The sequence below is a fragment of the Arthrobacter pasteuri genome, assembly GCF_054510955.1.
On the sequence record NZ_JBTNDO010000001.1, the window covers coordinates 520,289 to 541,171 of the forward strand.

The 20,883-nt window shown below is 68.0% G+C and carries 20 protein-coding genes, 3 tRNA genes and 1 other RNA gene; 11 read left to right on the plus strand and 13 right to left on the minus strand.

The window, feature by feature from the left end:
- Nucleotides 1-106: 106 nt before the first annotated feature.
- From ettA to ACX80H_RS02490, 3 genes are all read right to left on the minus strand, one after another.
- Entirely contained in the window at nucleotides 107-1,789 is a 1,683-nt protein-coding gene (gene ettA / locus ACX80H_RS02480; protein WP_459310828.1) for an energy-dependent translational throttle protein EttA, read from the minus strand.
- A gap of 87 nt (nucleotides 1,790-1,876) precedes the next feature.
- Nucleotides 1,877-2,443, minus strand: coding sequence for a DUF6993 domain-containing protein (locus tag ACX80H_RS02485; RefSeq protein WP_459310829.1), 567 nt, complete (start codon nucleotides 2,441-2,443; stop codon nucleotides 1,877-1,879).
- 126 nt (nucleotides 2,444-2,569) lie between these two features.
- Nucleotides 2,570-3,181 (minus strand): single-stranded DNA-binding protein, encoded by a 612-nt coding sequence (locus ACX80H_RS02490; RefSeq protein WP_459310830.1) that lies wholly within the window; start codon nucleotides 3,179-3,181, stop codon nucleotides 2,570-2,572.
- Between the two features lie 219 nt (nucleotides 3,182-3,400).
- Here ACX80H_RS02490 and ACX80H_RS02495 point away from each other — a divergent pair, with 219 nt between their 5' ends.
- Nucleotides 3,401-3,844, plus strand: coding sequence for a DUF6098 family protein (locus ACX80H_RS02495; RefSeq protein WP_459310831.1), 444 nt, complete (start codon nucleotides 3,401-3,403; stop codon nucleotides 3,842-3,844).
- 75 nt (nucleotides 3,845-3,919) lie between these two features.
- On the opposite strand, the gene ACX80H_RS02500 is transcribed toward ACX80H_RS02495, so the two are convergent.
- The 3 genes from ACX80H_RS02500 to mptB form a co-directional block, all read right to left on the minus strand.
- Nucleotides 3,920-3,992 (minus strand) — tRNA-Arg (locus ACX80H_RS02500).
- A 52-nt stretch (nucleotides 3,993-4,044) separates the two neighbouring features.
- On the minus strand, nucleotides 4,045-4,464 hold the full coding sequence (locus tag ACX80H_RS02505; RefSeq protein WP_459310832.1) for a DUF3224 domain-containing protein: 420 nt from the start codon (nucleotides 4,462-4,464) through the stop codon (nucleotides 4,045-4,047).
- A gap of 82 nt (nucleotides 4,465-4,546) precedes the next feature.
- Nucleotides 4,547-6,067, minus strand: coding sequence for a polyprenol phosphomannose-dependent alpha 1,6 mannosyltransferase MptB (mptB, locus tag ACX80H_RS02510; RefSeq protein WP_459310833.1), 1,521 nt, complete (start codon nucleotides 6,065-6,067; stop codon nucleotides 4,547-4,549).
- A gap of 341 nt (nucleotides 6,068-6,408) precedes the next feature.
- Between mptB and orn the strand changes: the two genes are divergently transcribed.
- The 4 genes from orn to def all read left to right on the plus strand — a co-directional run bounded on the left by orn (nucleotide 6,409) and on the right by def (nucleotide 9,114).
- Nucleotides 6,409-7,011: an oligoribonuclease gene (orn, locus tag ACX80H_RS02515; protein WP_459310834.1), complete on the plus strand. Its 603-nt coding sequence runs from the start codon at nucleotides 6,409-6,411 to the stop codon at nucleotides 7,009-7,011.
- Between the two features lie 136 nt (nucleotides 7,012-7,147).
- A tRNA-His gene (locus tag ACX80H_RS02520) sits at nucleotides 7,148-7,220 on the plus strand.
- A 143-nt stretch (nucleotides 7,221-7,363) separates the two neighbouring features.
- A complete protein-coding gene (locus ACX80H_RS02525) occupies nucleotides 7,364-8,536 on the plus strand; it encodes an acyl-CoA dehydrogenase family protein (RefSeq protein WP_459310835.1) in 1,173 nt (390 codons plus the stop codon).
- Between the two features lie 5 nt (nucleotides 8,537-8,541).
- Complete coding sequence (def, locus tag ACX80H_RS02530; RefSeq protein WP_459310836.1) at nucleotides 8,542-9,114, plus strand: peptide deformylase; 573 nt, start codon at nucleotides 8,542-8,544, stop codon at nucleotides 9,112-9,114.
- Between the two features lie 92 nt (nucleotides 9,115-9,206).
- On the opposite strand, the gene ACX80H_RS02535 is transcribed toward def, so the two are convergent.
- The 3 genes from ACX80H_RS02535 to rnpB all read right to left on the minus strand — a co-directional run bounded on the left by ACX80H_RS02535 (nucleotide 9,207) and on the right by rnpB (nucleotide 11,903).
- Complete coding sequence (locus tag ACX80H_RS02535) at nucleotides 9,207-10,463, minus strand: MFS transporter (protein WP_459310837.1); 1,257 nt, start codon at nucleotides 10,461-10,463, stop codon at nucleotides 9,207-9,209.
- 635 nt (nucleotides 10,464-11,098) lie between these two features.
- Entirely contained in the window at nucleotides 11,099-11,374 is a 276-nt protein-coding gene (locus ACX80H_RS02540; RefSeq protein WP_459310838.1) for a hypothetical protein, read from the minus strand.
- 132 nt (nucleotides 11,375-11,506) lie between these two features.
- An RNA gene (rnpB, locus tag ACX80H_RS02545) (RNase P RNA component class A) lies at nucleotides 11,507-11,903 on the minus strand.
- A gap of 80 nt (nucleotides 11,904-11,983) precedes the next feature.
- Between rnpB and ACX80H_RS02550 the strand changes: the two genes are divergently transcribed.
- Nucleotides 11,984-12,745: a YaaA family protein gene (locus ACX80H_RS02550; RefSeq protein WP_459310839.1), complete on the plus strand. Its 762-nt coding sequence runs from the start codon at nucleotides 11,984-11,986 to the stop codon at nucleotides 12,743-12,745.
- 3 nt (nucleotides 12,746-12,748) lie between these two features.
- Here the strand turns inward: ACX80H_RS02550 and ACX80H_RS02555 are convergent, their stop codons facing one another.
- The 3 genes from ACX80H_RS02555 to ACX80H_RS02565 form a co-directional block, all read right to left on the minus strand.
- Nucleotides 12,749-13,702, minus strand: coding sequence for a reverse transcriptase-like protein (locus ACX80H_RS02555; RefSeq protein ID WP_459310840.1), 954 nt, complete (start codon nucleotides 13,700-13,702; stop codon nucleotides 12,749-12,751).
- Nucleotides 13,703-13,704: 2 nt separating this feature from the next.
- Complete coding sequence (locus tag ACX80H_RS02560; RefSeq protein ID WP_459310841.1) at nucleotides 13,705-14,448, minus strand: zinc ribbon domain-containing protein; 744 nt, start codon at nucleotides 14,446-14,448, stop codon at nucleotides 13,705-13,707.
- An 87-nt stretch (nucleotides 14,449-14,535) separates the two neighbouring features.
- Nucleotides 14,536-15,417: a Nif3-like dinuclear metal center hexameric protein gene (locus ACX80H_RS02565; protein WP_459310842.1), complete on the minus strand. Its 882-nt coding sequence runs from the start codon at nucleotides 15,415-15,417 to the stop codon at nucleotides 14,536-14,538.
- A 104-nt stretch (nucleotides 15,418-15,521) separates the two neighbouring features.
- Here ACX80H_RS02565 and msrA point away from each other — a divergent pair, with 104 nt between their 5' ends.
- The 3 genes from msrA to epsC all read left to right on the plus strand — a co-directional run bounded on the left by msrA (nucleotide 15,522) and on the right by epsC (nucleotide 17,737).
- Entirely contained in the window at nucleotides 15,522-16,046 is a 525-nt protein-coding gene (msrA, locus tag ACX80H_RS02570) for a peptide-methionine (S)-S-oxide reductase MsrA (RefSeq protein ID WP_459310843.1), read from the plus strand.
- 107 nt (nucleotides 16,047-16,153) lie between these two features.
- Nucleotides 16,154-17,089 carry a cysteine synthase A gene (gene cysK, locus ACX80H_RS02575; protein WP_459310844.1) on the plus strand — a complete coding sequence of 312 codons (936 nt, stop codon included), beginning with the start codon at nucleotides 16,154-16,156 and terminating at the stop codon, nucleotides 17,087-17,089.
- A 60-nt stretch (nucleotides 17,090-17,149) separates the two neighbouring features.
- Nucleotides 17,150-17,737, plus strand: a complete 588-nt coding sequence (gene epsC, locus ACX80H_RS02580) for a serine O-acetyltransferase EpsC (protein ID WP_087075947.1) — start codon at nucleotides 17,150-17,152, stop codon at nucleotides 17,735-17,737.
- A gap of 66 nt (nucleotides 17,738-17,803) precedes the next feature.
- Here epsC and gnd read toward each other — a convergent pair whose 3' ends face one another.
- Nucleotides 17,804-19,240, minus strand: a complete 1,437-nt coding sequence (gene gnd / locus ACX80H_RS02585) for an NADP-dependent phosphogluconate dehydrogenase (RefSeq protein ID WP_459310845.1) — start codon at nucleotides 19,238-19,240, stop codon at nucleotides 17,804-17,806.
- Nucleotides 19,241-19,473: 233 nt separating this feature from the next.
- Between gnd and rlmN the strand changes: the two genes are divergently transcribed.
- On the plus strand, nucleotides 19,474-20,700 hold the full coding sequence (rlmN, locus tag ACX80H_RS02590) for a dual-specificity RNA methyltransferase RlmN (protein ID WP_459310846.1): 1,227 nt from the start codon (nucleotides 19,474-19,476) through the stop codon (nucleotides 20,698-20,700).
- Between the two features lie 98 nt (nucleotides 20,701-20,798).
- Nucleotides 20,799-20,871: transfer RNA gene (locus ACX80H_RS02595), tRNA-Val, on the plus strand.
- Nucleotides 20,872-20,883: the final 12 nt, after the last annotated feature.

Genomic DNA, 20,883 nt, shown 5'->3' on the forward strand with positions numbered 1-20,883 from the left:
TCCGCGGCGGGTCATCCCCGGACACGGGAAGGGGCACACGGCCAGCCGTGTGCCCCTTTCCGTGGTTCCGCTCCGGTTCCCCGGTCGGGTTCCGGTCCGGTCGACCCTAGTCGCGCGTAAGGCGGCGGTGGGTGACGCGGTGCGGCTTCGCGGCATCGGGGCCGAGCCGCTCCACCTTGTTCTGCTCGTAGGCGTCGAAGTTGCCCTCGAACCAGTACCAGGCGTCCGGGTCCTCCTCCGTGCCCTCGTAGGACAGGATGTGCGTCGCGACCCGGTCGAGGAACCACCGGTCGTGCGACACGACGACGGCGCAACCGGGGAACTCGAGCAGCGCGTTCTCCAGGCTCGAGAGCGTCTCGACGTCGAGGTCGTTGGTGGGCTCGTCGAGGAGCAGCAGATTACCGCCCTGCTTCAGGGTCAGCGCAAGGTTCAGACGGTTGCGCTCACCACCGGAGAGCACACCGGCCTTCTTCTGCTGGTCCGGACCCTTGAAGCCGAAGGCCGAGACGTAGGCGCGGGACGGCATTTCGACCTGGCCGACCTGGATGAAGTCCAGGCCGTCGGACACGACCTCCCACAGCGACTTGTTGGGATCGATCCCGCCGCGTGACTGGTCCACGTAGGAGATCTTGACCGACTCACCGATCCGCAGCTCGCCGCCGTCGAGGGGCTCGAGGCCCACGATGGTCTTGAACAACGTGGTCTTGCCGACACCGTTCGGGCCGATGACACCGACGATTCCGTTGCGCGGCAGGGAGAAGGACAGTCCGTCGATGAGGATGCGGTCGTCGAAGCCCTTGCGCAGGTCGTGGGCCTCGATGACCTGGCTTCCGAGCCGGGGGCCCGGCGGGATCTGGATCTCCTCGAAATCGAGTTTCCTCGTGCGCTCGGCCTCGGCAGCCATTTCCTCGTAGCGGTTCAGTCGTGCCTTGGACTTCGTCTGGCGTCCCTTGGCATTGGAGCGGACCCACTCGAGCTCCTCGGTGAGGCGCTTCGAGAGCTTCTGGTCCTTCTTGCCCTGGACCTCGAGGCGCGCGCGCTTCTTCTCGAGGTAGGTGGAGTAGTTGCCCTCGTACGGGTACAGGTGGCCGCGGTCCACCTCGGCGATCCATTCCGCGACGTGGTCGAGGAAGTACCGGTCGTGGGTGACGGCCAGGACGGCGCCCGCGTAGGACGAGAGGTGCTGCTCCAGCCAGAGCACGCTCTCGGCGTCGAGGTGGTTGGTGGGCTCGTCGAGGAGCAGGAGGTCCGGCTTCTGCAGCAGCAGCTTGCAGAGCGCGACGCGGCGGCGCTCACCTCCGGAGAGGACACGGACATCGGCATCCGCCGGCGGGCAGCGCAGCGCGTCCATGGCCTGCTCCAGCTGGGAGTCGAGGTCCCAGGCATCGGCAGCGTCTATGGCTTCCTGGAGCTTGCCCATCTCGTCGAGCAGCGTGTCGTAGTCCGCGTCCGGGCTGGCCATCTCTTCGGAGATCTCGTTGAAGCGCTGGATCTTGCCGTAGATCTCTCCCACGCCCTCCTGGACGTTGCCGAGGACGGTCTTCTCCTCGTTGAGGGGCGGTTCCTGCAGGAGGATACCGACGGTGTAGCCGGGGCTGAGGCGCGCTTCACCGTTCGACGGGGTGTCGAGGCCCGCCATGATCTTCAGGATGGTGGACTTACCGGCACCATTCGGTCCGACGACGCCGATCTTCGCGCCAGGGAAGAAGGACATGCTCACGTCGTCGAGGATTACTTTGTCGCCAACGGCCTTGCGGGCCTTGGTCATTGTGTAGATAAATTCCGCCATACACCTAAGGCTAGTGCTTGCCTAGCCCGATCTCACATTTGGCGGGGCCGGACCGCCCGTCGCAGCCGGACGGAGTCCGGGGGGCAGCTATCGCTGGTCACCGACGAAACACAGACCGGAGGCGAGTGCGGGAAGCACCGCCACCGACACGGCACCCTCGCGCACCTCCCCCACGATGCACGTTCCATCGGTACGCCCGGCCCCCTGGATGGCATCGACGTCGAGTCCTGTCGGAGTCCGGTCGATCGACACCTCCACGTCCTCGGGCGCCGAACCGGCGTCGGCGAAGCCCTGCTCGATGGCGCCGCGGACCTGGTCGCTCGACACCGAGTCCTGGCTTCCGGCCAATGTTCGCAGGGCCGATTCGACGGCTGCGGCAATCCCCTTGGTGTCCACCCCCGGGGACGAGGGGGCCGCGGACGGTGACGACGCGGCGGACGCTGCTGGTGCGGCATCGGCCGGCTGCCCGGAAGCGGTGGCGGAGTCGGCCGGGGCGGCAGCCGGCGACGACGCACTGCTGTCGGCGAGGGCATCCGGTGACGGTGATGCCGTGCAGGAGGTGAGCGCCAGGGCAGCACCCGCCGCGAGCGCGGCGACGGTATGGCGCCAGGCATGCGCTCGATGCTTCGGCTTCGCGGGAGGGACAGTAGTCACCCGTTCATCCTGCCACGCACGCGACATCCTGCCCGGCATGACGGCGTCATCACGACGGCATCGCGACCGGCATCGCGCCGGCGAGGGCACCCGTCCGACGACGTCCTCGCTAAAAGGACGTCCTCGCTAGAAGGGGGCGCCCGTTGCTTCGAGCAGCTCGTCGCGGTCCTTCCCTTCATGCCCGCTCCCGGCGCCCTCCCCTGCGGCGTCATCCCCGGAGCCGGCCGCTGTGGCGTCGTCGCCTTCCGGACCGAAGCCGGACCCGCCGCCGTACACCTCACCGGTAGCGGCATCCACGCCGTCGGGGACACCGGCTTCAGCGGGAAAGCCGGCCGCATGGTCATCGGGCCCGGCCACCGTCGGCGCCTCGCTCCGGTTGGCTGCCGTCCTGATGAAGTTCGCTGTGCCCCACATCAGGTCATGGCCGGCCGTGTCCGCCTCGATCTCGACGGATGTGCCCGTCCGGCCGTCGGCGTTGCTCCACGGCCGCACCTTCAGCCGGCCGGTCACGATCACCCGGTCCCCCTTCTTGATGCTGGCTCCTGCGTTGGTGGCGAGCTGCCGGAACATCGAGACGGAGTACCAGTTCGTGTGGCCATCCACCCACGTACTGGTTTCCCTGTCGAACCGGCGCTCCGTCGAGCACATGCGGAAACCCGTGATGGCCAGGCCGCTCGATGCCACGGTCAGCCGCACTTCGGTGGCGACATAGCCCCGCACGGTGATGATGTCGGTCATGATCTGTGTCCTTCCATTGCCTGAAGGGCGGCGATGCTTGCGGCCCGGCTCAAGTCTCGGTCCGGCGCCCGTCGCGGGGAGGAACAGGCCGTCCTATGTTGATAACCGGTTGGACGGCACAATCGGACGGCCCTAGGTGAAGAGCACACGGAGTGGAAGTGGTGCAGGGGTATCAATCACCGCTTGAGGCGCACGGGCAACCGTTCCTAGCGTTGAGGTATGGACACGGCAACATCTCCCCAGACCACCGGGACCGACCAACGCGTCATCGGCACCCTCAGCGAACTGGCCGACCTCGTGCAGGGCGCGGAGACGATCTACCTCCGCTACTCGTGCGGTTTCCAGGCGGACCGGGACTCGACCAGTGAGGACGGCGAGAGCGGGCTCGCCCTGCCGGGGCTGTCCGTCAACCCGCTGACCCCCGAGCAGTGGTGGACACGCCCGCTCGAGGACTGGCTGGCACGCCAGATCTGCCAGTACCGGCATCTGGCGGAGGAAGAGGAGAGATTTCCCTGGGTCCTGACCGGACGATGCGTGGGGCGGGGCCCCGACTGCGAGCCACTCCTCGCCGATGTGAAGCCGCTCGGCCGGCTGCACGAGGACCTTCTGCACGAGGCCGGGCGCGTCTACGACGAGAGATTCGATACCGGCAACCGCCCGTAGCCGGAACCGGACCGTGAGGGCGACAGGGCAGGGAATGCAGAGGGCCGGACGCGTCGGCGTCCGGCCCTCATCCTGTGCCCCCGGCAGGATTCGAACCTGCGACCAGAGGATTAGAAGGCCCCTGCTCTATCCCCTGAGCTACGGAGGCATTTCCCCCAGTTTACTATGGGCGCTTCCACCTCTCCCGGAACCGCACCGACCTACTCGTCGTCGTCGGCGAAACTCACCCTCAGCTCGAGGCGATGCTGGCCGTCCGGATCCTGCGAATAGATGGCCTTGCCCGAGATGCCGCGGAGCCCGTCCGTGCCGGAACCGGGGATGATGTGGCCGGAGCTCGCAGCATCGGATCCCTCGGCGACCCCCCAGTGCTGGACCGTCATCGCACCGGAGCGGTCCCCGATCGTCCCCACGAACTGTTCCGATGCAACATAGCCGGCACCGACGTCGTTCCCCGCCATCAGCAGTTCCGCGGTGCTCGTCCCACTGATGTCCCCTTCGAAGACCTTCGCGGCCCTGACCCGGGACAGTTCACCGGTGCTGCCGGGCTCGGAATAGGTCTCGGCATCCCAGGCCGTAATCTCGAACTCGCCGCTGTACGTCGTCGTTCCTGTTTCAATCATCTGCTTAGTATTGCCGCTCGTCGCCCGTCCCGCATGCCGATTCCCGTCCGATCCGCCATTTCCGGACCGGTTTTCCGGCGCATCAGTGCAGTTGGCCCGGCGCCAGTGGCCGGTAACGCCGCCGGAACAGGATCTTCGTACTGCGGTCGACGAAGACCAGGTAGAGCGCGAAGCCGAGGGCGACGACGGCCGCCACCTGCCGCGCCATCAGCAGGCTGAAGTCGAAGTAGGGGAAGATGTCCAGCTGGTCCGAGATCGCATAGACCATGAAGAAGGCGACGGTGAAGTAGAGGAACTTCACCTGCCAGTCGTCGCGGATCCCCGTGACGGCGAACAGCGGAATGAGCCAGACGACGTACCAGGACTGGATCATCGGAGAGAGGACGACGACGGCGGCAAAGGCGATGGCGAGCCTTCGGACGAGGCGGCTGTGGTCGCCGCGGAAGATCTGCAGCGCGATGATCACCAGCGAGGCCACCCGGGCGAGGGTATGGAACACATGGGCGATGTCCCACCCGTTCAGGCCGACGGCGTCGCCGAGCGTGGCGATGACCAGTCCGATGAAGCCGACCGGGGCATACCAGATCCAGACGCTGCCGGGGGTGCTGAGCGCGCCGACCCAGCCGAACCCGAAGGTGTTCACGATGCCCATGATCCACAGGATCCCGAGGGACAGCCCGGCCGTCAGGAACCAGTAGAGGAAGCGCCGTGGCCAGGACGCTCCCCTGCCGGCCCACATCAGCCCCACGAAGGGCAGGAAGATCAGGGTGATCGGCTTGATCCCGACGGACAGGGTGATCAGCAGGATCCCGACCACCGGGCGCTTCGTCGCAGCGAAGTACAGCCCTGCCAGTGCGAGGCCGATCATCAGCGAATCGTTGTGGATCGACGCCACGAAGTTGATGAGGAACAGCGGGTTGGCGACCGTCAGCCAGAGAGCGCGGTTCGCATTGATCGAGTGGAGGGCGGCGAGCTTCGGAACGAAGTAGACGCACAGCGCGACACCGATGAGGGCGACGACCCGGAACAGGATGATCGAGGTGTCGGGGTGGCCGTCCGTCACCCTCACGATGCCCTCCTCGATCCAGAGGAACACCGGACCATACGGCGTAGGGCTCTGGGCCCACAGGTCGTCGGCGCCGATCTGGAGGTAGTTCGAGATCTGGGAGTAGCCGTCCACGTAGGGGTTCAGCTTGGCGACCATGACCTGGCCCTGCGCTATGTAGGCGAAGACGTCCCGGCTGAACAAGGGCAGTGCCACGGCGAGCGGGATGGTCCAGGCGACGATGGCTCTCATCAGGTGCGGTCGGGTGTCATCTGACCAGCCGTTCAGCCGCTGGCCCAGCCGCAGCCACGCCCGGATGAGGAGCATGCCACCCAACGCCAGGAGCAGGACGGACAGCACAGCACCGGCGGGCTCGAAGCGCAGCCAGATGATGACGGGGTTGCGCCGGAGTTCGGCGGACGCCAGCGACAGCCAGCCCACGCCGAGCGATCCCATCCACATCATCAGGGACCCGATGAATCCCTGGACGATCGCGACGTTGGGACGGTTCGGCCCCGGCTGCGTCTCGACCTCGGTGAGCGGGACCTGGGCGGCCATCTGGGGAATCCAATCGTCGGCAAGCAGAAGGGGGCGTGGAACGCCCATGTCCTCAGGCCGGTGGCCGCAGAAGGCTGAACGGCGGGAACTCCGCGGTACGGCGCCCTTGCTGGAGGCAGCAGGGTTACCCAGATCTCCCCGCAGCCCTGAGCGAACTGTTCGAATATTAGCACCGGGGCCTGGTGCCGGCCGGGCAGCCAGCCGGGCGAGGAGTCCTCGACAGGAGCGTCGGACGGTAGGCGGGTCCGCATCCGAACCCCGAAGGACCTCCAAGATGGGCACGAAGGATGGGCGCGAAGGATGGGCGCGAAGGCGTCGGTACCGGACGGTAGATTGGTCGAATGCCCATATCGAATGAACACATCGTCTGGATCGACTGCGAGATGACGGGGCTGGACCTCGCCCATGACGCCCTCATCGAAGTCGCCGTCCTCGTGACCGACGCCGAACTCAACATTCTGGGTGACGGTGTGGACGTGGTGATCAAGCCCACGCCCGAGGCCCTCGCGCAGATGGGCGATTTCGTGCGGGAGATGCACACGACGTCGGGCCTGCTCGAGGAGCTCGACGGCGGCATCACCATGGCGGAGGCCGAGCAGCAGGTCCTGGACTACATCAGGACGTGGGTGCCGGAGCCGAGGAAGGCCCAACTGGCCGGCAACTCCGTCGGGACGGACCGGACCTTCCTCGTCCGCGACATGCCGCTCGTCGTCGACCACCTGCACTACCGCGTCATCGACGTGTCGACCATCAAGGAACTCGCTCGCCGCTGGTTCACGCGCGCCTACTTCCAGTCGCCCGCCAAGACGGGCGGACACCGTGCGCTCGGCGACATCGAGGATTCGATCCGGGAGCTGCGCTACTACCGCGCCGCGGTCTTCGTCCCCTCCCCAGGACCGGACTCGGCCACGAGCAAGGCCATCGCCCGCACGATCATGCCCTGACGCTCCGTCATGCTCCGGAATGGTGCCGTCGGCGCGGCGGTTCGAAGCACTCCAAAAAGTGTGTAAACTTGTATCCGCTGCCTTTCGCAGACAGCCTGGAGGAGGTATTCCGCCGGGCCGGCCGCGAAGACACATGGTGGGTATAGCTCAGTTGGCAGAGCGCCTGGTTGTGGTCCAGGAGGTCGCGGGTTCAACCCCCGTTACTCACCCTCAGTTGTCAGGATGAATCCTGGCCACGTATGCCGCCCCGGAGATCATCCGGGGCGGCATACGTATTTCCGGCCCCAGCAAGCCCCGGCCCGGACAGCATGGTGTACCCGCCTCCGGCTGACAGCAACGAAGGACCAAGACCATGAAACGCACGGTGTTCGAAGAGGATCACGAGCTTTTCCGGGACGTCGCCCGCGAGTTCAACGACCGTGCCGTCGCTCCCCACTATGCGGGCTGGGACCAGCAGCACATGATGGACCGGTCCGTCTGGACGGCCGCGGGCGAGCAGGGCCTGCTCGGACTCGCGGTGCCCGAGGAGTTCGGCGGGGCGGGCGTGCCCGACTACCGCTTCCGCACCGTGCTCGACGAGGAGTTCGCCCGCAGCAACCACCTCGCCGTCGGGCTCGCCTTCCACCTGCACGACGACCTGGTCCTTCCGCACCTGCTGGCCCACGGGTCCGACGACCTCAAGGAGCGGTGGCTCCCGGGCATGGTCTCCGGCGAGATCGTGACCTCCTGCGCGTGGACCGAACCCGGAGCCGGCAGCGACCTGCGCGGTATCCGCACGAAGGCGGTGCGCGACGGCGACGACTGGCTGATCAGCGGTCAGAAGGTCTTCATCGGCAATGGCATCAGCGGGGACGCCTCCCTCGTGCTCGCCCGCACGGACGGCAGTTTCGGCCGCGGCTCGAGCGACTCCTTCTCCCTCTTTATGGTCCGCAAGGGCGAGGGCTACACACCCGGGCGCCAGCTGGACAAGATGGGCCTGCGGGCCTCCGACACCGCAGAACTGTTCTTCGACAACGTGAGGGTCCCGGGCGCCGACCTCGTCGGCGAGGTCGGTCAGGGCCTGCGCTACAGCCTCGAGCAGATCCCGCAGGGGCGCCTGGGCATCGCCGTCGCCTCCGCCGCCCTTTCAAGGGCGACCTACGAGCAGACTGTCCGGTACGTCACCGAGCGCAGCGCCTTCGGCGAGCGCGTGCTCGACTTCCAGAACACCCGCCACGTCCTCGCCGACGTCCTCACCGAGGTCGAGGTCACCGAGGCCTTCGTCGACCAGGCGGTGCTCGCGTTCAACGCGGGGACACTGACGCCCACCGCCGCCGCGCAGGCCAAGCTGTGGGCGAGCGAGCGGGCCAAGTCGATCACGGACCGGTGCCTGCAGCTGCACGGCGGCTACGGCTACATCCTCGACTACCCCGTCTCGCAGGCCTTCCTGGCCGCACGGCTGCTGACCATCTTCGGCGGCACCAGCGAGATCATGCGCGAATCCATCGGCCGGTCGATCGCAGACCGGAGCACCCAGAACAGGTAGGTCCCATGACTGTCCACCCCATCACCATCACGGGCGAACCGGTCCTCCACCGGCGTGCCCAGCCGGTCGAGTCCTTCGACGACGAGCTGCGCACCCTGATCGCCGACATGTTCGAGACCATGGACGTCGCCAACGGCGTGGGTCTCGCGGCCCCGCAGATCGGCGTGGGCCTGAGGATCTTCGTGTACGGCATGGAGAACGACGACGGCGTGGCGCCGCGTGGCGTCCTCGTCAACCCCACGCTCGTGACATCCAAGATCCCCGGGTCCGATCCCGATCCCGACGACGAGTCCGAGGGCTGCCTCTCCGTCCCCGGGGAGGCCTTCCCGCTCAAGCGTGCCGAGTGGACGCGGGTCTCCGGGTTCGACGGCGACGGCGCGCCCGTCGAGTTCGAGGCCACGGGATGGTTCGCCCGCTGCATGCAGCACGAGTACGACCACTTGGACGGGAAGCTCTACGTCGACCGCCTCAACAACCGGCAGGCGCGGAAGGCCTCGAAGGCGATGAAGAGCCACGGCTGGGGGGTACCGGGACTGACCTGGCTGCCCGGCGTCGATCCGGACCCGTTCGGCCACTAGGACCGCCGGAGACCTGCTTCGCTCGCCCGTCCTGGGCTGCTGCCCGGCCGGGTTCCGGGCCGGGTGCAGCGGGCCGGGCGCGGGGGCCCGGATCAGGTACCCTTCGAAGCCCCGAGCCGGGAGTCGGCGGCGGGAGCCTCGACGAGGTCCTCCAGGCGCCGGACGCCCCGCAGCGGCCCGAGCAGGGCCACGAGCGGGGCCGTGCATGCGATGACGACCCCGATCAGGACGGCCTCGCGGATCCCGACCAGCTCCGCGAAGATGCCTGCGAGAAGGCTTGCCAGCGCGAGCATCCCCCAGCTCACCGTCCGGGATGCCGCACCCAGGCGTCCCATCATCCCCGGTGGACAGACGCGCTGCCGGAAGCTCGAGCCGACCACGATGTTCCAGGCAACGCTCGCTCCCATGACGAACATGCCGAGGATTCCCCAGGTCATGCCCCACCCGGGTGTGATGATCAGCAGCGAGGCGTAGCCGAACACACCGGGCACCATGGACCAGCGCCACAGCGGGCCCGAACCGAACCGTTCCCCCATCCAGTTCGCCGTGACTCCGCCCACCGCTCCGCCGACGGACGCAGCCGCCAGCAGCAGACCGAGCCAGACCTCCGACTCCCCCAGCGTCCTCAGGACCAGCAGGACGATCAGGGAGGCCGCGATGTTGCCGCCGAGGTTCCACAGCGCCGCATTGAAGAGAATGGCGCGTAGGGGCGCCGTGCTGAAGGTGTACCGGAGACCCTCGTACATCTCGCGAAGGACCCGCCGGTCGCTCTGCGGCTGCACCACCTCCGCGACGTCGAGGCGCTGGATGGCCACGAGGGAGACGATCGACGTCGCCAGCTGCACGACCAGGGTGTTCGACGCGCCTGCCGCACTGGTGAGCCAGCCGGCCGCGGAGCGGCCTGCTGCATCCGCCGCTGCGCCCGAGCCGGTGATGAGGCCGTTGCCCTCCATCAGCTCGTCCGCCGTGATGGCCTGCTGGACCAGGGCTGCGTCCGCCAGCTGGAAGAACACGGAGGTGATCCCGGCGATGAAGGCAGCACCGAACAGCAGGGGTGTGCTGAGGAATCCGAGCCAGTAGCCGACCGGCAGCAGGGCGAGCACGATCACGCGCACGGCGAGTGATGCCAGCATCACCGGCTTCCGGGGTAGCCGGTCCACCCAGACGCCGATGACGAGCCCGAAGAGGAGCCAGGGCAGGAACGTCATGCCGGCAAGCGCTGCGACCTCGAAGTTGCTGGCATCGAGTTCGACCGCGGCGATGATCGGCAGTGCCACGGCTGCGACAGCGTTGCCGAGCACTCCGGACGTGCTGGAGATTATCAGGGCCCGGAAGTTCCGGTTGCGCACCAGAAGGTGCCTTCTCCCTGTACCCCCAGCGCTCATCCGATCACCCTAACGGAGGACGCGTAGGGATCCCTGCCGCTTCCGGCCACTTCTCGGCCTCACTTCCCCTGGTCTTGACCGTGGAGATCCCGCGGCTGATAATAGTTCGTTTTGGTAATAACTTGCCGCGCTCCCGGAAGTTCCCGGTTTCTCCCTTGGCTTAGCCCGTCCGCTGAGATTGCCGCACGGCAACGAGGGGCGGAAAATGGAGTCCGGGAGGGTGTCCCGCGGTCGTTCCCCAGCAGTATCGCGGTCGATGCGCTCCCGAGGCGGCTATAGACGCCGGGCGGTCCCCCTACCTCTTGAGACCGGGTACGGGGGACCGTTTTCTGCCCGGCCTCGCGTCGCCCGACGTCGGGAGTCACCGGTGCCTTCGGAAACCACCGGTGTGCGAGGTGAACGGGCCGGCCCGAAGCCCCAGCAGTATGCCGACCCGTTCCTTACCGTCGCAATTGCGTTTGAGACCTGCGGCGGTTCCCATAGGGTAGGCCGCCCGAGGAGCTGCGACAACACACGACGCGCCGGGTGCGTGGCAGAAACCGCCTGACTGCCCTGTGCACGTCGTCCATTGCGAAGCGCGCGGGCAGCGGTCCCTGGCGCTACCCGTCACCCGCTGGAAAAGCCGCACTGCGCTCGGCGACGTCTCCCACCCGGGTCTGAAGACCGTGTTCCTCGGCGAGGTCATTGACCGCCACGCTCAACAGGTCCACTTGAGGGGCTGGCAGCTCCCGAACCCCGTACAGCCACTCCTCCACCTCATGCTCGCTGGCATCACCGGAGTCGGCGAAGTACGTCAGCCACAGTTCTTCCGGTGTCGCATGCATCAGGCGCATCATGGCCGAGACGTCGCTCCGAAGTTCTGCTCCGGTGATCATCGCTGCCCTCCTGTCGGCTCAGCCTGGACACGATGCAACCAAGGTGGCCGTTCCCGCGCAACCCGAAGTATGTCATTGCACTATTCCGGCAAGGAGGGGCGGTGCCTGGACAGGGACGCTGTCCGGGGTCGAGGGATGGGTCGACCGATACGCCGGGTTCTGTCCTCGCACGCCGTTGCCGTCGCGCGAGTGGCGGCCATCCATCTACGAACGCCGTTGCCGACGCCCTCCAGCGGCCTACCCGTGCACTCGGGCGGGCAGCCCTCGAACGTGCACTGTCTGGCCTTGCTCCGGGTGGGGTTTACCGAGCCACGCCGGTCACCCGGCGTGCTGGTGGTCTCTTACACCGCCTTTTCACCCTTACTGCCTGCAGCGGCCGAAGCCTGCCGCGGACAGCGGTCTCTTCTCTGTGGCACTGGCCTGCGGGTTACCCCGAGTGGGCGTTACCCACCACCCTGCCCTGCGGAGCCCGGACGTTCCTCGGTGGAGCAGTGCGGGCACCGTCCAACGCGGCCGCCTGGTCGACCCATCCAGGAACCATTCTAGGCGGCCCGGGCGGCCGTCCTGTCCGGGGCACGGCGAGCCGTCCAGGTTGGGTACAGTTGATCGGTGCTGATCCTGCTTCCCCCCTCCGAAGGCAAGTCCGCAGCCCGCAAGGGTGGCTCGGTCCGTCTGGAGGACCTGCACTTCCCGGAACTCAATGACGCCCGACGGGCTGTCCTCGCCGCCCTCAAGAGCGCCAGCAGCGCCGACGACGCGCACGCGGTCCTCGGCGTAGGAGAATCCCTCGCAGCCGATGTGGCCCGGAACCTGGTGCTCGACGTCGCCCCGGCGGCACCAGCGCACGACATCTATTCCGGCGTCCTCTACGACGCGCTCGGCTACGCCGGCATGACGCCGGTGCAGAAGCGCAGGGCACGCGAGCACTGCGTCGTCGTCTCGGGCCTGTGGGGCGCCATCTCGTTCGGCGATCCGATCCCTGCCTACCGGTTGTCGATGTCGGTCGACCTGCCCGGGACGGGGCGGCTGGCGGGCTTCTGGAAGAAGCACCTCGCCTCTCCCCTGACCGAGCACGCGGGCACGGGGCTCGTCGTCGACTGCCGGTCGAGCACCTACGCCGCTGCCTGGGCGCCGCCGGCACAGCAGAGCGCGGCCGTCAACGTGGTCCAGCTGCGCAACGGCAGGAGGACCGTCGTGTCCCACTTCGCCAAACATACGCGCGGCGAATTCGCCCGCCACCTGCTCACGCGACGCGGCGCCGCACCGGAGACGGCGCAGGCCCTGCTCAGGGTGGCCCGTGAGAAGTGGACCGCGGAGCTCGAGCCTGCCGGCGCCCGGAAGCCCGCGCAGCTCACGATCGTGCTCGACTGACGGTCAGTCGGCGACCAGTTCCACTTCGAAGCCCTCGGCGTTCTCGAGGTAGGCGGCGTAGTGCTCCGGCCCGCCCGCGAACGGGTGCCTGTCCGCAAACATCAGGGACCACCCGTGGCTCGCAGCACGCCGCGCCAGCAGGTCGACGTCCGCTCGTGCGCCGGCGCGGAACGCGAGGTGGTTCACGCCGGGCCGGCGGCGCTCGTGGGCGCCGGCGGCAACGTCGGGACCGCTCTCGAGGACGAGGTAGAACTCGTCGGAGCCGTAGCTCACCCCGTCCTTCCAGGAGTCCCTGCGGGGGAAGCCCAGCCGTTCGAGAAGCCAGCCCAGGCTCGCCTCGGCGGCTGCGAGATCCTGCGTCCACACCTCCAGGTGGTGGAGCCTTCCTGCGGGACGGCGTGCCTCCTGAGCCGGAGCCTCAAGCTCCGCTGGCTGCGCGGCGGCGGCACGCGGTTTCCACTCGACGCCGGCCATGCCGGCATCCATCGCCTCGTTGGACAGCCGGTCGGCTTCCGTGTTCCGCTCGCGCGGAATCCACTCGTAGCTCACCTGGCGCGGATCGAGGACCTTCCGCGCCTTGGCCGCCAGCGTGCGCATGTCGGCGTGCTTGATCTGCCACCGGCCGGACATCTGCTCGACGACCAGCTTGGAGTCCATCTTCACGTGGACAGAAGCCCGGGGATTGATCTCGCGGGCCAGCTCCAGCCCCGAGACGAGCCCGGAGTACTCCGCGACGTTGTTGGAGGCCTTGCCGATGTAGGCGGCCTTCTCCACGAGGATCCGGCCAGTGTCGGGGTCGCGGACGAGGGCGCCGTACCCCGCGTGCCCGGGATTGCCACGCGAGCCGCCGTCGGCCTCGACAACGAGTCGCGCAGGGGCGCCCTGGTCCTGGTCGGTTGATGCGCTTTTCTTCGGGTTCCTGGATTCGTACGGGTCGAACAACTGCTGATCTGTCACGGCTACTGGTTTCCCCAGTCGCTGGACCGGACGAGGATGCACCCGGAGTCGGGGCACAGCACGATGTCGTCGGGGGCGGAACCGGAGATGTCGGCGAGGTCGCCCGGGCTCAGCTGCATCCCCGAGCCCTCGGACTTGCCGTGGAACAGGCGTGCGGCACCGACGCCGCGCTTGGCGAGGATCCGTTCGTAAATCGTGAGCAGCCCCGCGTCGAAGGTCGCCGCGAGTTCGTCGCGCTGCGCCTGCACCTGGCCGCGCTGCGCCTCGAGGTCCGCGAGTTCGGCGTCGCGCGCCTCCTCGAGGGCGCGGAGCTCCGCCCGGACGGAGTCCGTCCGGCCCTGGACCTCGGACTGCGCGGCGCGTGCCGCCTCCACCCGTTCCATGACGTCGAGTTCGACGTCCTCGAGGTCGGAGCGCCGCCTGGTGAGGGACGCGACCTCGTGCTGCAGCGCCGTCAGGTCCTTGGAGGTCCCGGTTCCGCTGTTCAGGCGCTTCTCGTCGCGTTCGAGACGGTTGACGACGGCCTGCACCTCGTCCTCCGCGCGGGTCAGCTCGCGCTCGAGGTCCCCCAGCTCCGTAGTGGCACGCACGAGTTCCGCGTCCACCTCGGCCACCCGTGCGCCGACTGTGCCGAGCTCGGGATTGGCGCGCGCGGCAGCGGCCTGCCGGCTCAACTTGTTGAGGGTCGAATCGAGCGCCTGCAGGTCGAGCAGGCGGAGTTGTTCCTCGGGTGCAGCCTTGGCCACGGTTAACCTCCAGGATGGGTCGGATGGGGCACGACGAGCGGGCGTGGGCGTCGTCCCAAGCCTAGGCCACGCCGCTTCGGCCGGACGTCAGCGGCCGGGTGTGAGGACGAAGTCCCAGGGGTCCGTGTTGACACTGCTGACCCGGATATCGCTCGTGAAGCCCCGCGCGGCGAGCGCATCGCCGAGGGCGTCCGCGGCCGGGGTCAGCCACAGCCACTCGCTGCCGAAGTGGGAGACGTCGATCAGATAGGGCGGGCCGCCCGCTGCGGCCTCCCGGACCTCGAAGGCCGGATGGTGGCGCAGGTCGGCGGTGACGTAGACATCGGCCCGGCTCGCACGGACGCGGTCGAACAGGGAGTCGCCGGCCCCGCCGCACACGGCGACGCGGCGCACCAGCGCATCGCTGTCCCCCGCGACCCGGACCCCTCCTGCGACGGCGGGCAGGATGGAGAAGACCGCCTCGGCGAAGGCACCGAGCGTCACCGGCGTCCCGAGATTGCCCACGCGCCCGATGCCCTCCTCGGGCAGTCCCCCGGCAGCCGGTGCGAGCGGTTCGACGTCGCGCAGCCCGAGGGCGTCGGCCAGGACGTCGGACACGCCGCCGACCGCACTGTCGCCGTTGGTGTGGACGGTCACGAGCGCGCACCCGGCCTCGATCAACCGATGGACGACGTTCCCCTTGAACCCGGACGCCGCGACCGACGAGACGGGCTTCAGCAGGAGCGGGTGGTGGGACACGATCATCGATGCTCCCCAGGCGAGCGCCTCGTCGAGGACGGCAGCGGACGGATCGACCGCGAACAGGATCTTCGGCACCCCGTTCTCCGCCCTGCCCGCCACGAGCCCGACGGCGTCCCAGCCCTCGGCGAGGCTTTCGGGCCACAACTCGCCGATGGCGAGGAGGACGTCGCCGACGGTCGGTGCCGCCGCTGCCACTGGAGCGTCGTCGTCGTGCTGGTTCTGTTTCATGACACCAGTAATACTCCCGCCGTGGAACGCCTCCAACTTCCGCCGTTCACCGGCGGCTGATCCAGCACGGGAATCATCCGTGCTCGCGGCGCATTGACAAGGACATGAAGACTTTCGTGCTCGGAGGAGGCTGTTTCTGGTGCCTCGACGCCCTTTACCAGAAGACCCGCGGAGTGACCGAGGTGGTCTCGGGCTATACCGGCGGGCACACGAGGCACCCTGACTACGATTCCGTCTGCTCCGGCATGACCGGCCACGCGGAAGTGGTGGCGGTGAGCTTCGACGAGGACGTCATCCCCGAGGACGTCATCCTGGACATGTACTTCGTGTCCCACGACCCCACCACGCTGAACCGGCAGGGCTACGACGTCGGCACGCAGTACCGCAGCGTCATGTATTACCAGGACGCGGAGCAGAAGGAACTGTTCGAGGACGCGATCCGGCGCAACCAGGAGAACTGGAAGAACCCGATCGTCACCGAGGTCAGCAGGCTCCCCAGGTTCCACGTCGCGGAGGACTGGCACCAGAACTACTACGCGAAGCATCCCGAGCAGGGCTACTGCCAGGTGATCATCAACCCGAAGCTGTCCAAGGCGCGGAAATATTACGCCCAGTGGCTCGCCGCGTAGGTGCAACCCGGACCACCCGTTAAGCTGACCGCCGTCGGCCCCGGGCGGTTCGGATCCGCCCCGCTCGACGTCCACCTCCACCGCACCCCGAACAGGCAGGCTCCCGCATGGCAAAGATCTATGACGACGTTACCCAGTTGGTGGGACGGACGCCCCTCGTCCGCCTCAACCGCCTGACCGAGGGGCTCGACGCCCAGGTCGCCGTCAAGCTGGAGTTCTACAATCCCGCCAACAGTGTGAAGGACCGCATCGGTGTGGCCATCATCGACGCGGCGGAGCAGGCAGGCGCCCTTCGCCCCGGTGGAACGATCGTCGAGGGCACCTCCGGCAACACCGGCATCGCCCTGGCCATGGTCGGAGCCGCACGGGGATACAAGGTCATCCTGACGATGCCGGAGACCATGTCCACCGAGCGGCGCGTGATGCTGCGGGCCTACGGCGCGGAGATCGTGCTGACCCCGGGCTCGGAGGGCATGCGCGGCGCCGTCGACCGGGCGAAGGACATCGTCGCGACGACGGAGAACGCGATCTGGGCGCAGCAGTTCGCCAACGCCGCGAACCCGGCGATCCACCGCACCACCACGGCGGAAGAGGTCTGGGAGGACACCGACGGCGAGGTCGACATCTTCGTCGCCGGCGTCGGAACCGGCGGCACCATCACGGGCGTCGGCCAGGTACTGAAGGAGCGCAAGCCCCGCGTGCAGATCGTCGCCGTCGAGCCCGCCGACTCCCCCATCCTCAACGGCGGGGCTCCGGGCCCCCACAAGATCCAGGGTCTCGGCGCCAACTTCATCCCGGAGAACCTCGACCGCGAGGCGTACGACGAGGTGCTGGACGCGACGGTCGAGGACTCCGTCCGGGTGGCACGCGCCCTGGGCACCCAGGAGGGCATCCTCGGCGGCATCTCGTCCGGAGCCATCGTCTGGGCCGCCCTGGAGCTCGCGAAGCGTCCGGAGAACGCCGGTAAGCTCATCGTGGCCGTCGTCTGCGACTTCGGCGAACGCTACATCTCCACGGTGCTCTTCGACGACATCCGCGGCTGAGACCGCCCGCACGACCTCGGATACCGTCCGAGACCACGACATCCCCAGAAAAGGTAGCCGGTGAGCTTTCTAGAACGACTGCGCGAGGACCTCGAGACCGCACGGACCCACGATCCGGCGGCCCGCGGGTCCTTCGAGAACACCGTCGTGTACTCCGGGCTCCATGCCATCTGGGTGCATCGCCTCACCCACCGGATGTGGCGTAACGAGAAGCTGCGCTTCCCCGCGCGCGCCCTCGCCCAGCTCGCGCGGGCACTCACCGGGGTCGAGATCCACCCGGCGGCGACGATCGGGCGCCGGTTCTTCATCGACCACGGGATGGGCATCGTGATCGGCAGCACCGCGGAGATCGGCGACGACGTCATGCTCTACCAGGGCGTGACGCTCGGCGGCCGTTCGCTCGAGAAGGTCAAGCGCCACCCCACCATCGGTGACCGCGTCACCATCGGTGCGGGGGCCAAGGTGCTGGGGCCCATCACCATCGGGGCGGGCAGCGCCGTCGGCGCCAATGCCGTCGTGGTGAAGGACACGCCCCCCGATTCCATCGTCACGGGTATCCCGGCGACGTTCCGTCACCGCGACTCACGGCGCGAGACGCAGCCCGCCGTCGATCCCGCCGAGTACGTGGACCCTGCCATCTACATCTAGCTACCTGCCTCTGCATTGACAGAAGCCCCGGACCTCGGTCCGGGGCTTCTGTCGTTGGAGGGGCCGTCAGTGGGTGTCGACGGCCTCGATCTCCGACTTGTCCTCGCCCCAAAGGGTGTGGAACGTGCCGTCGGTGTCGACGCGGTTGTAGGTGTGCGCGCCGAACAGGTCACGCAGGCCCTGGGTGAGGGCGGCGGGCAGGCGCTTGCGGCGCAGGCCGTCGTAGTAGGCCAGCGACGCCGAGAAGACCGGCACGGGGATGCCCAGCTGCACGGCGGTCGCGACCACGCGGCGCCATGCCGGGACCGCGCCCGCGATGGCCTCCGCGAAGGCGGGGGCGAGCAACAGGTTCGCGGGGCGCTCGTCGCCTGCGTAGGCCTTCATGATGTCGTCGAGCAGCTCGGCGCGGATGATGCAGCCGGCACGCCACAGCGAGGCGATCTCGTCGAGCTTGAGCTCCCAGCCGTACTCCTTCGCGGCCGCGGTGAGCATGTCGATGCCCTGGGCGTAGCTGACGAGCTTCGACGCGTACAGGGCCAGGCGGACGTCCTCCACGAAGCTCTCGGGCAGCTCGACGCTGCCCTCGTGGCCCTGCAGGATGTCCTGGGCCAGGACCCGCTGGTCCTTCTGCGAGGACAGGGCTCGGGCGAAGACCGACTCGGCGATACCCGAGGTGGGGCTGCCCAGTTCCAGTGCGGAGACCACGGTCCAGCGGCCGGTGCCCTTCTGCCCGGCGGAGTCGACGACGACGTCGACGAAGGGCTTGCCCGTGCGCGCGTCCGTGTGGCCGAGGACCTCCGCGGTGATCTCGATGAGGAAGGAGGACAGCGTGCCCGCGTTCCAGTCGGTGAAGATCTTCGCCTGGTCGGCCGGTTCGATCCCCGCACCCGAGCGCAGCAGGTCGAAGGCCTCCCCGATGACCTGCATGTCGGCGTACTCGATGCCGTTGTGCACCATCTTCACGAAGTGCCCGGCACCGTCCGTGCCGATCCACGTGCAGCACGGCTCGCCGTTGTACTTCGCGGAGATCTTCTCCAGCATCGGGCCGAGGGAATCGTAGGACTCGCGGGAGCCGCCCGGCATGATCGACGGGCCCAGGAGGGCACCCTCCTCACCGCCGGAGACCCCGACGCCGACGAAGTGCAGGTCGTGCTGGGAGAGGGCGGCCTCGCGGCGGCGCGTGTCCTCGTAGTGGGAGTTGCCGCCGTCGATCACGATGTCGCCGGGCTCCAGCAGCGGGACCAGCTGGTCGATCACGGAGTCCACCGGCTTGCCGGCCTTCACCATGATCAGCACACGGCGGGGCTTCTCGAGGGAGTCGACCAGTTCCTGCAGGGTCTCGGTGCGGATGAAGTCACCGTCGTTCCCGTGCTTCTCCAGCAGGGTGTCGGTCTTCTCCACCGACCTGTTGTGCAGGGCCACGGTGTAGCCGTTGCGGGCCAGGTTCCGGGCGAGGTTCGCTCCCATGACTGCCAGGCCTGTGACGCCGATCTGTGCGCTCAATGTGTTCTCCGTCGTTTATCCGCTGCATGCAGTGCACTGCATGTGCCGGTGCTCTCGGGCGCGTTCCCGCGCGGGCCAACCGGCCGCTTTCACACTATTACCGTCACAACACCCGCCGCCACACGCGTGACCGGACCCGCCGTTTTATGTCGGCGGGTTCCGCGCGGGGGAAGTGTCCGATCGAACACGCCGCCGACTGGGACGCTGGCGCCATCCGTGAAAGAATGATAAGGATGTCCGACGTTACGGTTACCCCCGCCGCCCCCGCCCCTGCCTCCTCGCGCCCTCAGGTGCGCCCCGAAGTGGAGGGCGCCGAGCCGATCGTGTCCAGCGACGGCAGGCCGCTGCTGCAGTTCAAGTCCCCGCGCGTCAGCCAGCCGCCGGTGCACCTCGCGGACCTGACCCTCACCGAGCGGCAGGACCGGTTGAAGGAACTGGGCCACCAGGGCTTCCGTGCGAAGCAGCTGTCGACGCACTACTTCTCGCACTACACCACGGATCCGGCCGCCATGAGCGACCTGCCGAAGGCGGGGCGCGAGGAGCTGGTGCAGGCCATGTTCCCGCCGCTGCTGACCGAGGTGAAGCGGCTGACCACGGACAACGGCGACACCATCAAGTTCCTGTGGCGCCTCTTCGACGGAGCCCTCGTCGAGTCGGTCCTGATGCGCTATCCGGGCCGCGTGACGCTCTGCGTGTCGTCCCAGGCGGGGTGCGGCATGAATTGCCCGTTCTGCGCGACCGGCCAGGCCGGCCTGACGCGCAACATGTCCACGGCCGAGATCGTGGACCAGGTGGTCGCCGCGAACCGTGCCCTGGCCGAGGGCGCGCTGGGCGACCTGCGCACCGATGGCGGGCACGACGCCGACCGCGTGACGAACATCGTCTTCATGGGCATGGGCGAGCCGCTGGCCAACTACAAGCGGGTCATGGCGGCCCTGCACCGCTTCGTCGACGACTCCCCCGAGGGTCTCGGCATGTCCGCCCGCAACATCACCGTGTCGACGGTTGGTCTGGTGCCGGCCATCAACAAGCTGGCGGCGGAGTCGCTGCCGGTCACCTTCGCGCTGTCGCTCCACGCACCCGACGACGAACTCCGCGACGAGCTCATCCCGGTGAATACGCGCTGGAAGGTCGACGAGGCCCTCGACGCGGCCTACAACTACTACCGGACCACCGGGCGCCGCGTGAGCATCGAGTACGCGCTCATCAAGGACATGAACGACCACGCATGGCGTGCCGATCTGCTGGCGAAGAAACTCAACCAGCGCGGCCGTGGCTGGGTGCACGTCAACCCGATCCCGCTCAATCCGACGCCGGGCTCCATCTGGACCGCGTCGGAGAAGAGCGTCTCGACGGAGTTCATCAACCGTCTCCGCGACGCCGGCATCCCCACGACGCTGCGGGATACGCGCGGCAAGGAGATCGACGGTGCCTGCGGACAGCTCGCGGCCGGCGAGTAGCCTGCACGGATTGGCGCGATCCTCCGCCGAGCCGGTATAGTCGATCCTCGTGATGACGCTCCGCCGGCTGTAGCCGGCGGAACTGCATCACAGGATGAGGGTCTTTAGCTCAGCTGGTAGAGCGCCACGTTTACACCGTGGATGTCATCGGTTCGATCCCGGTAGGACCCACTCGTCAACAGG

What these genes read in the sequence shown, in the direction of transcription:
- ACX80H_RS02505 (WP_459310832.1), bottom strand. Translation starts at nt 4,464, where the DNA reads ATGATTGAAACAGGAACGACGACGTACAGCGGCGAGTTCGAGATTACG.
- ACX80H_RS02490 (WP_459310830.1), bottom strand. Translation starts at nt 3,181, where the DNA reads ATGACCGACATCATCACCGTGCGGGGCTATGTCGCCACCGAAGTGCGG.
- ettA (WP_459310828.1), bottom strand. Translation starts at nt 1,789, where the DNA reads ATGGCGGAATTTATCTACACAATGACCAAGGCCCGCAAGGCCGTTGGC.
- ACX80H_RS02495 (WP_459310831.1), top strand. Translation starts at nt 3,401, where the DNA reads ATGGACACGGCAACATCTCCCCAGACCACCGGGACCGACCAACGCGTC.
- orn (WP_459310834.1), top strand. Translation starts at nt 6,409, where the DNA reads ATGCCCATATCGAATGAACACATCGTCTGGATCGACTGCGAGATGACG.
- def (WP_459310836.1), top strand. Translation starts at nt 8,542, where the DNA reads ATGACTGTCCACCCCATCACCATCACGGGCGAACCGGTCCTCCACCGG.
- mptB (WP_459310833.1), bottom strand. Translation starts at nt 6,067, where the DNA reads ATGGCCGCCCAGGTCCCGCTCACCGAGGTCGAGACGCAGCCGGGGCCG.
- ACX80H_RS02540 (WP_459310838.1), bottom strand. Translation starts at nt 11,374, where the DNA reads ATGATCACCGGAGCAGAACTTCGGAGCGACGTCTCGGCCATGATGCGC.
- rlmN (WP_459310846.1), top strand. Translation starts at nt 19,474, where the DNA reads ATGTCCGACGTTACGGTTACCCCCGCCGCCCCCGCCCCTGCCTCCTCG.
- msrA (WP_459310843.1), top strand. Translation starts at nt 15,522, where the DNA reads ATGAAGACTTTCGTGCTCGGAGGAGGCTGTTTCTGGTGCCTCGACGCC.
- cysK (WP_459310844.1), top strand. Translation starts at nt 16,154, where the DNA reads ATGGCAAAGATCTATGACGACGTTACCCAGTTGGTGGGACGGACGCCC.
- ACX80H_RS02565 (WP_459310842.1), bottom strand. Translation starts at nt 15,417, where the DNA reads ATGAAACAGAACCAGCACGACGACGACGCTCCAGTGGCAGCGGCGGCA.
- ACX80H_RS02525 (WP_459310835.1), top strand. Translation starts at nt 7,364, where the DNA reads ATGAAACGCACGGTGTTCGAAGAGGATCACGAGCTTTTCCGGGACGTC.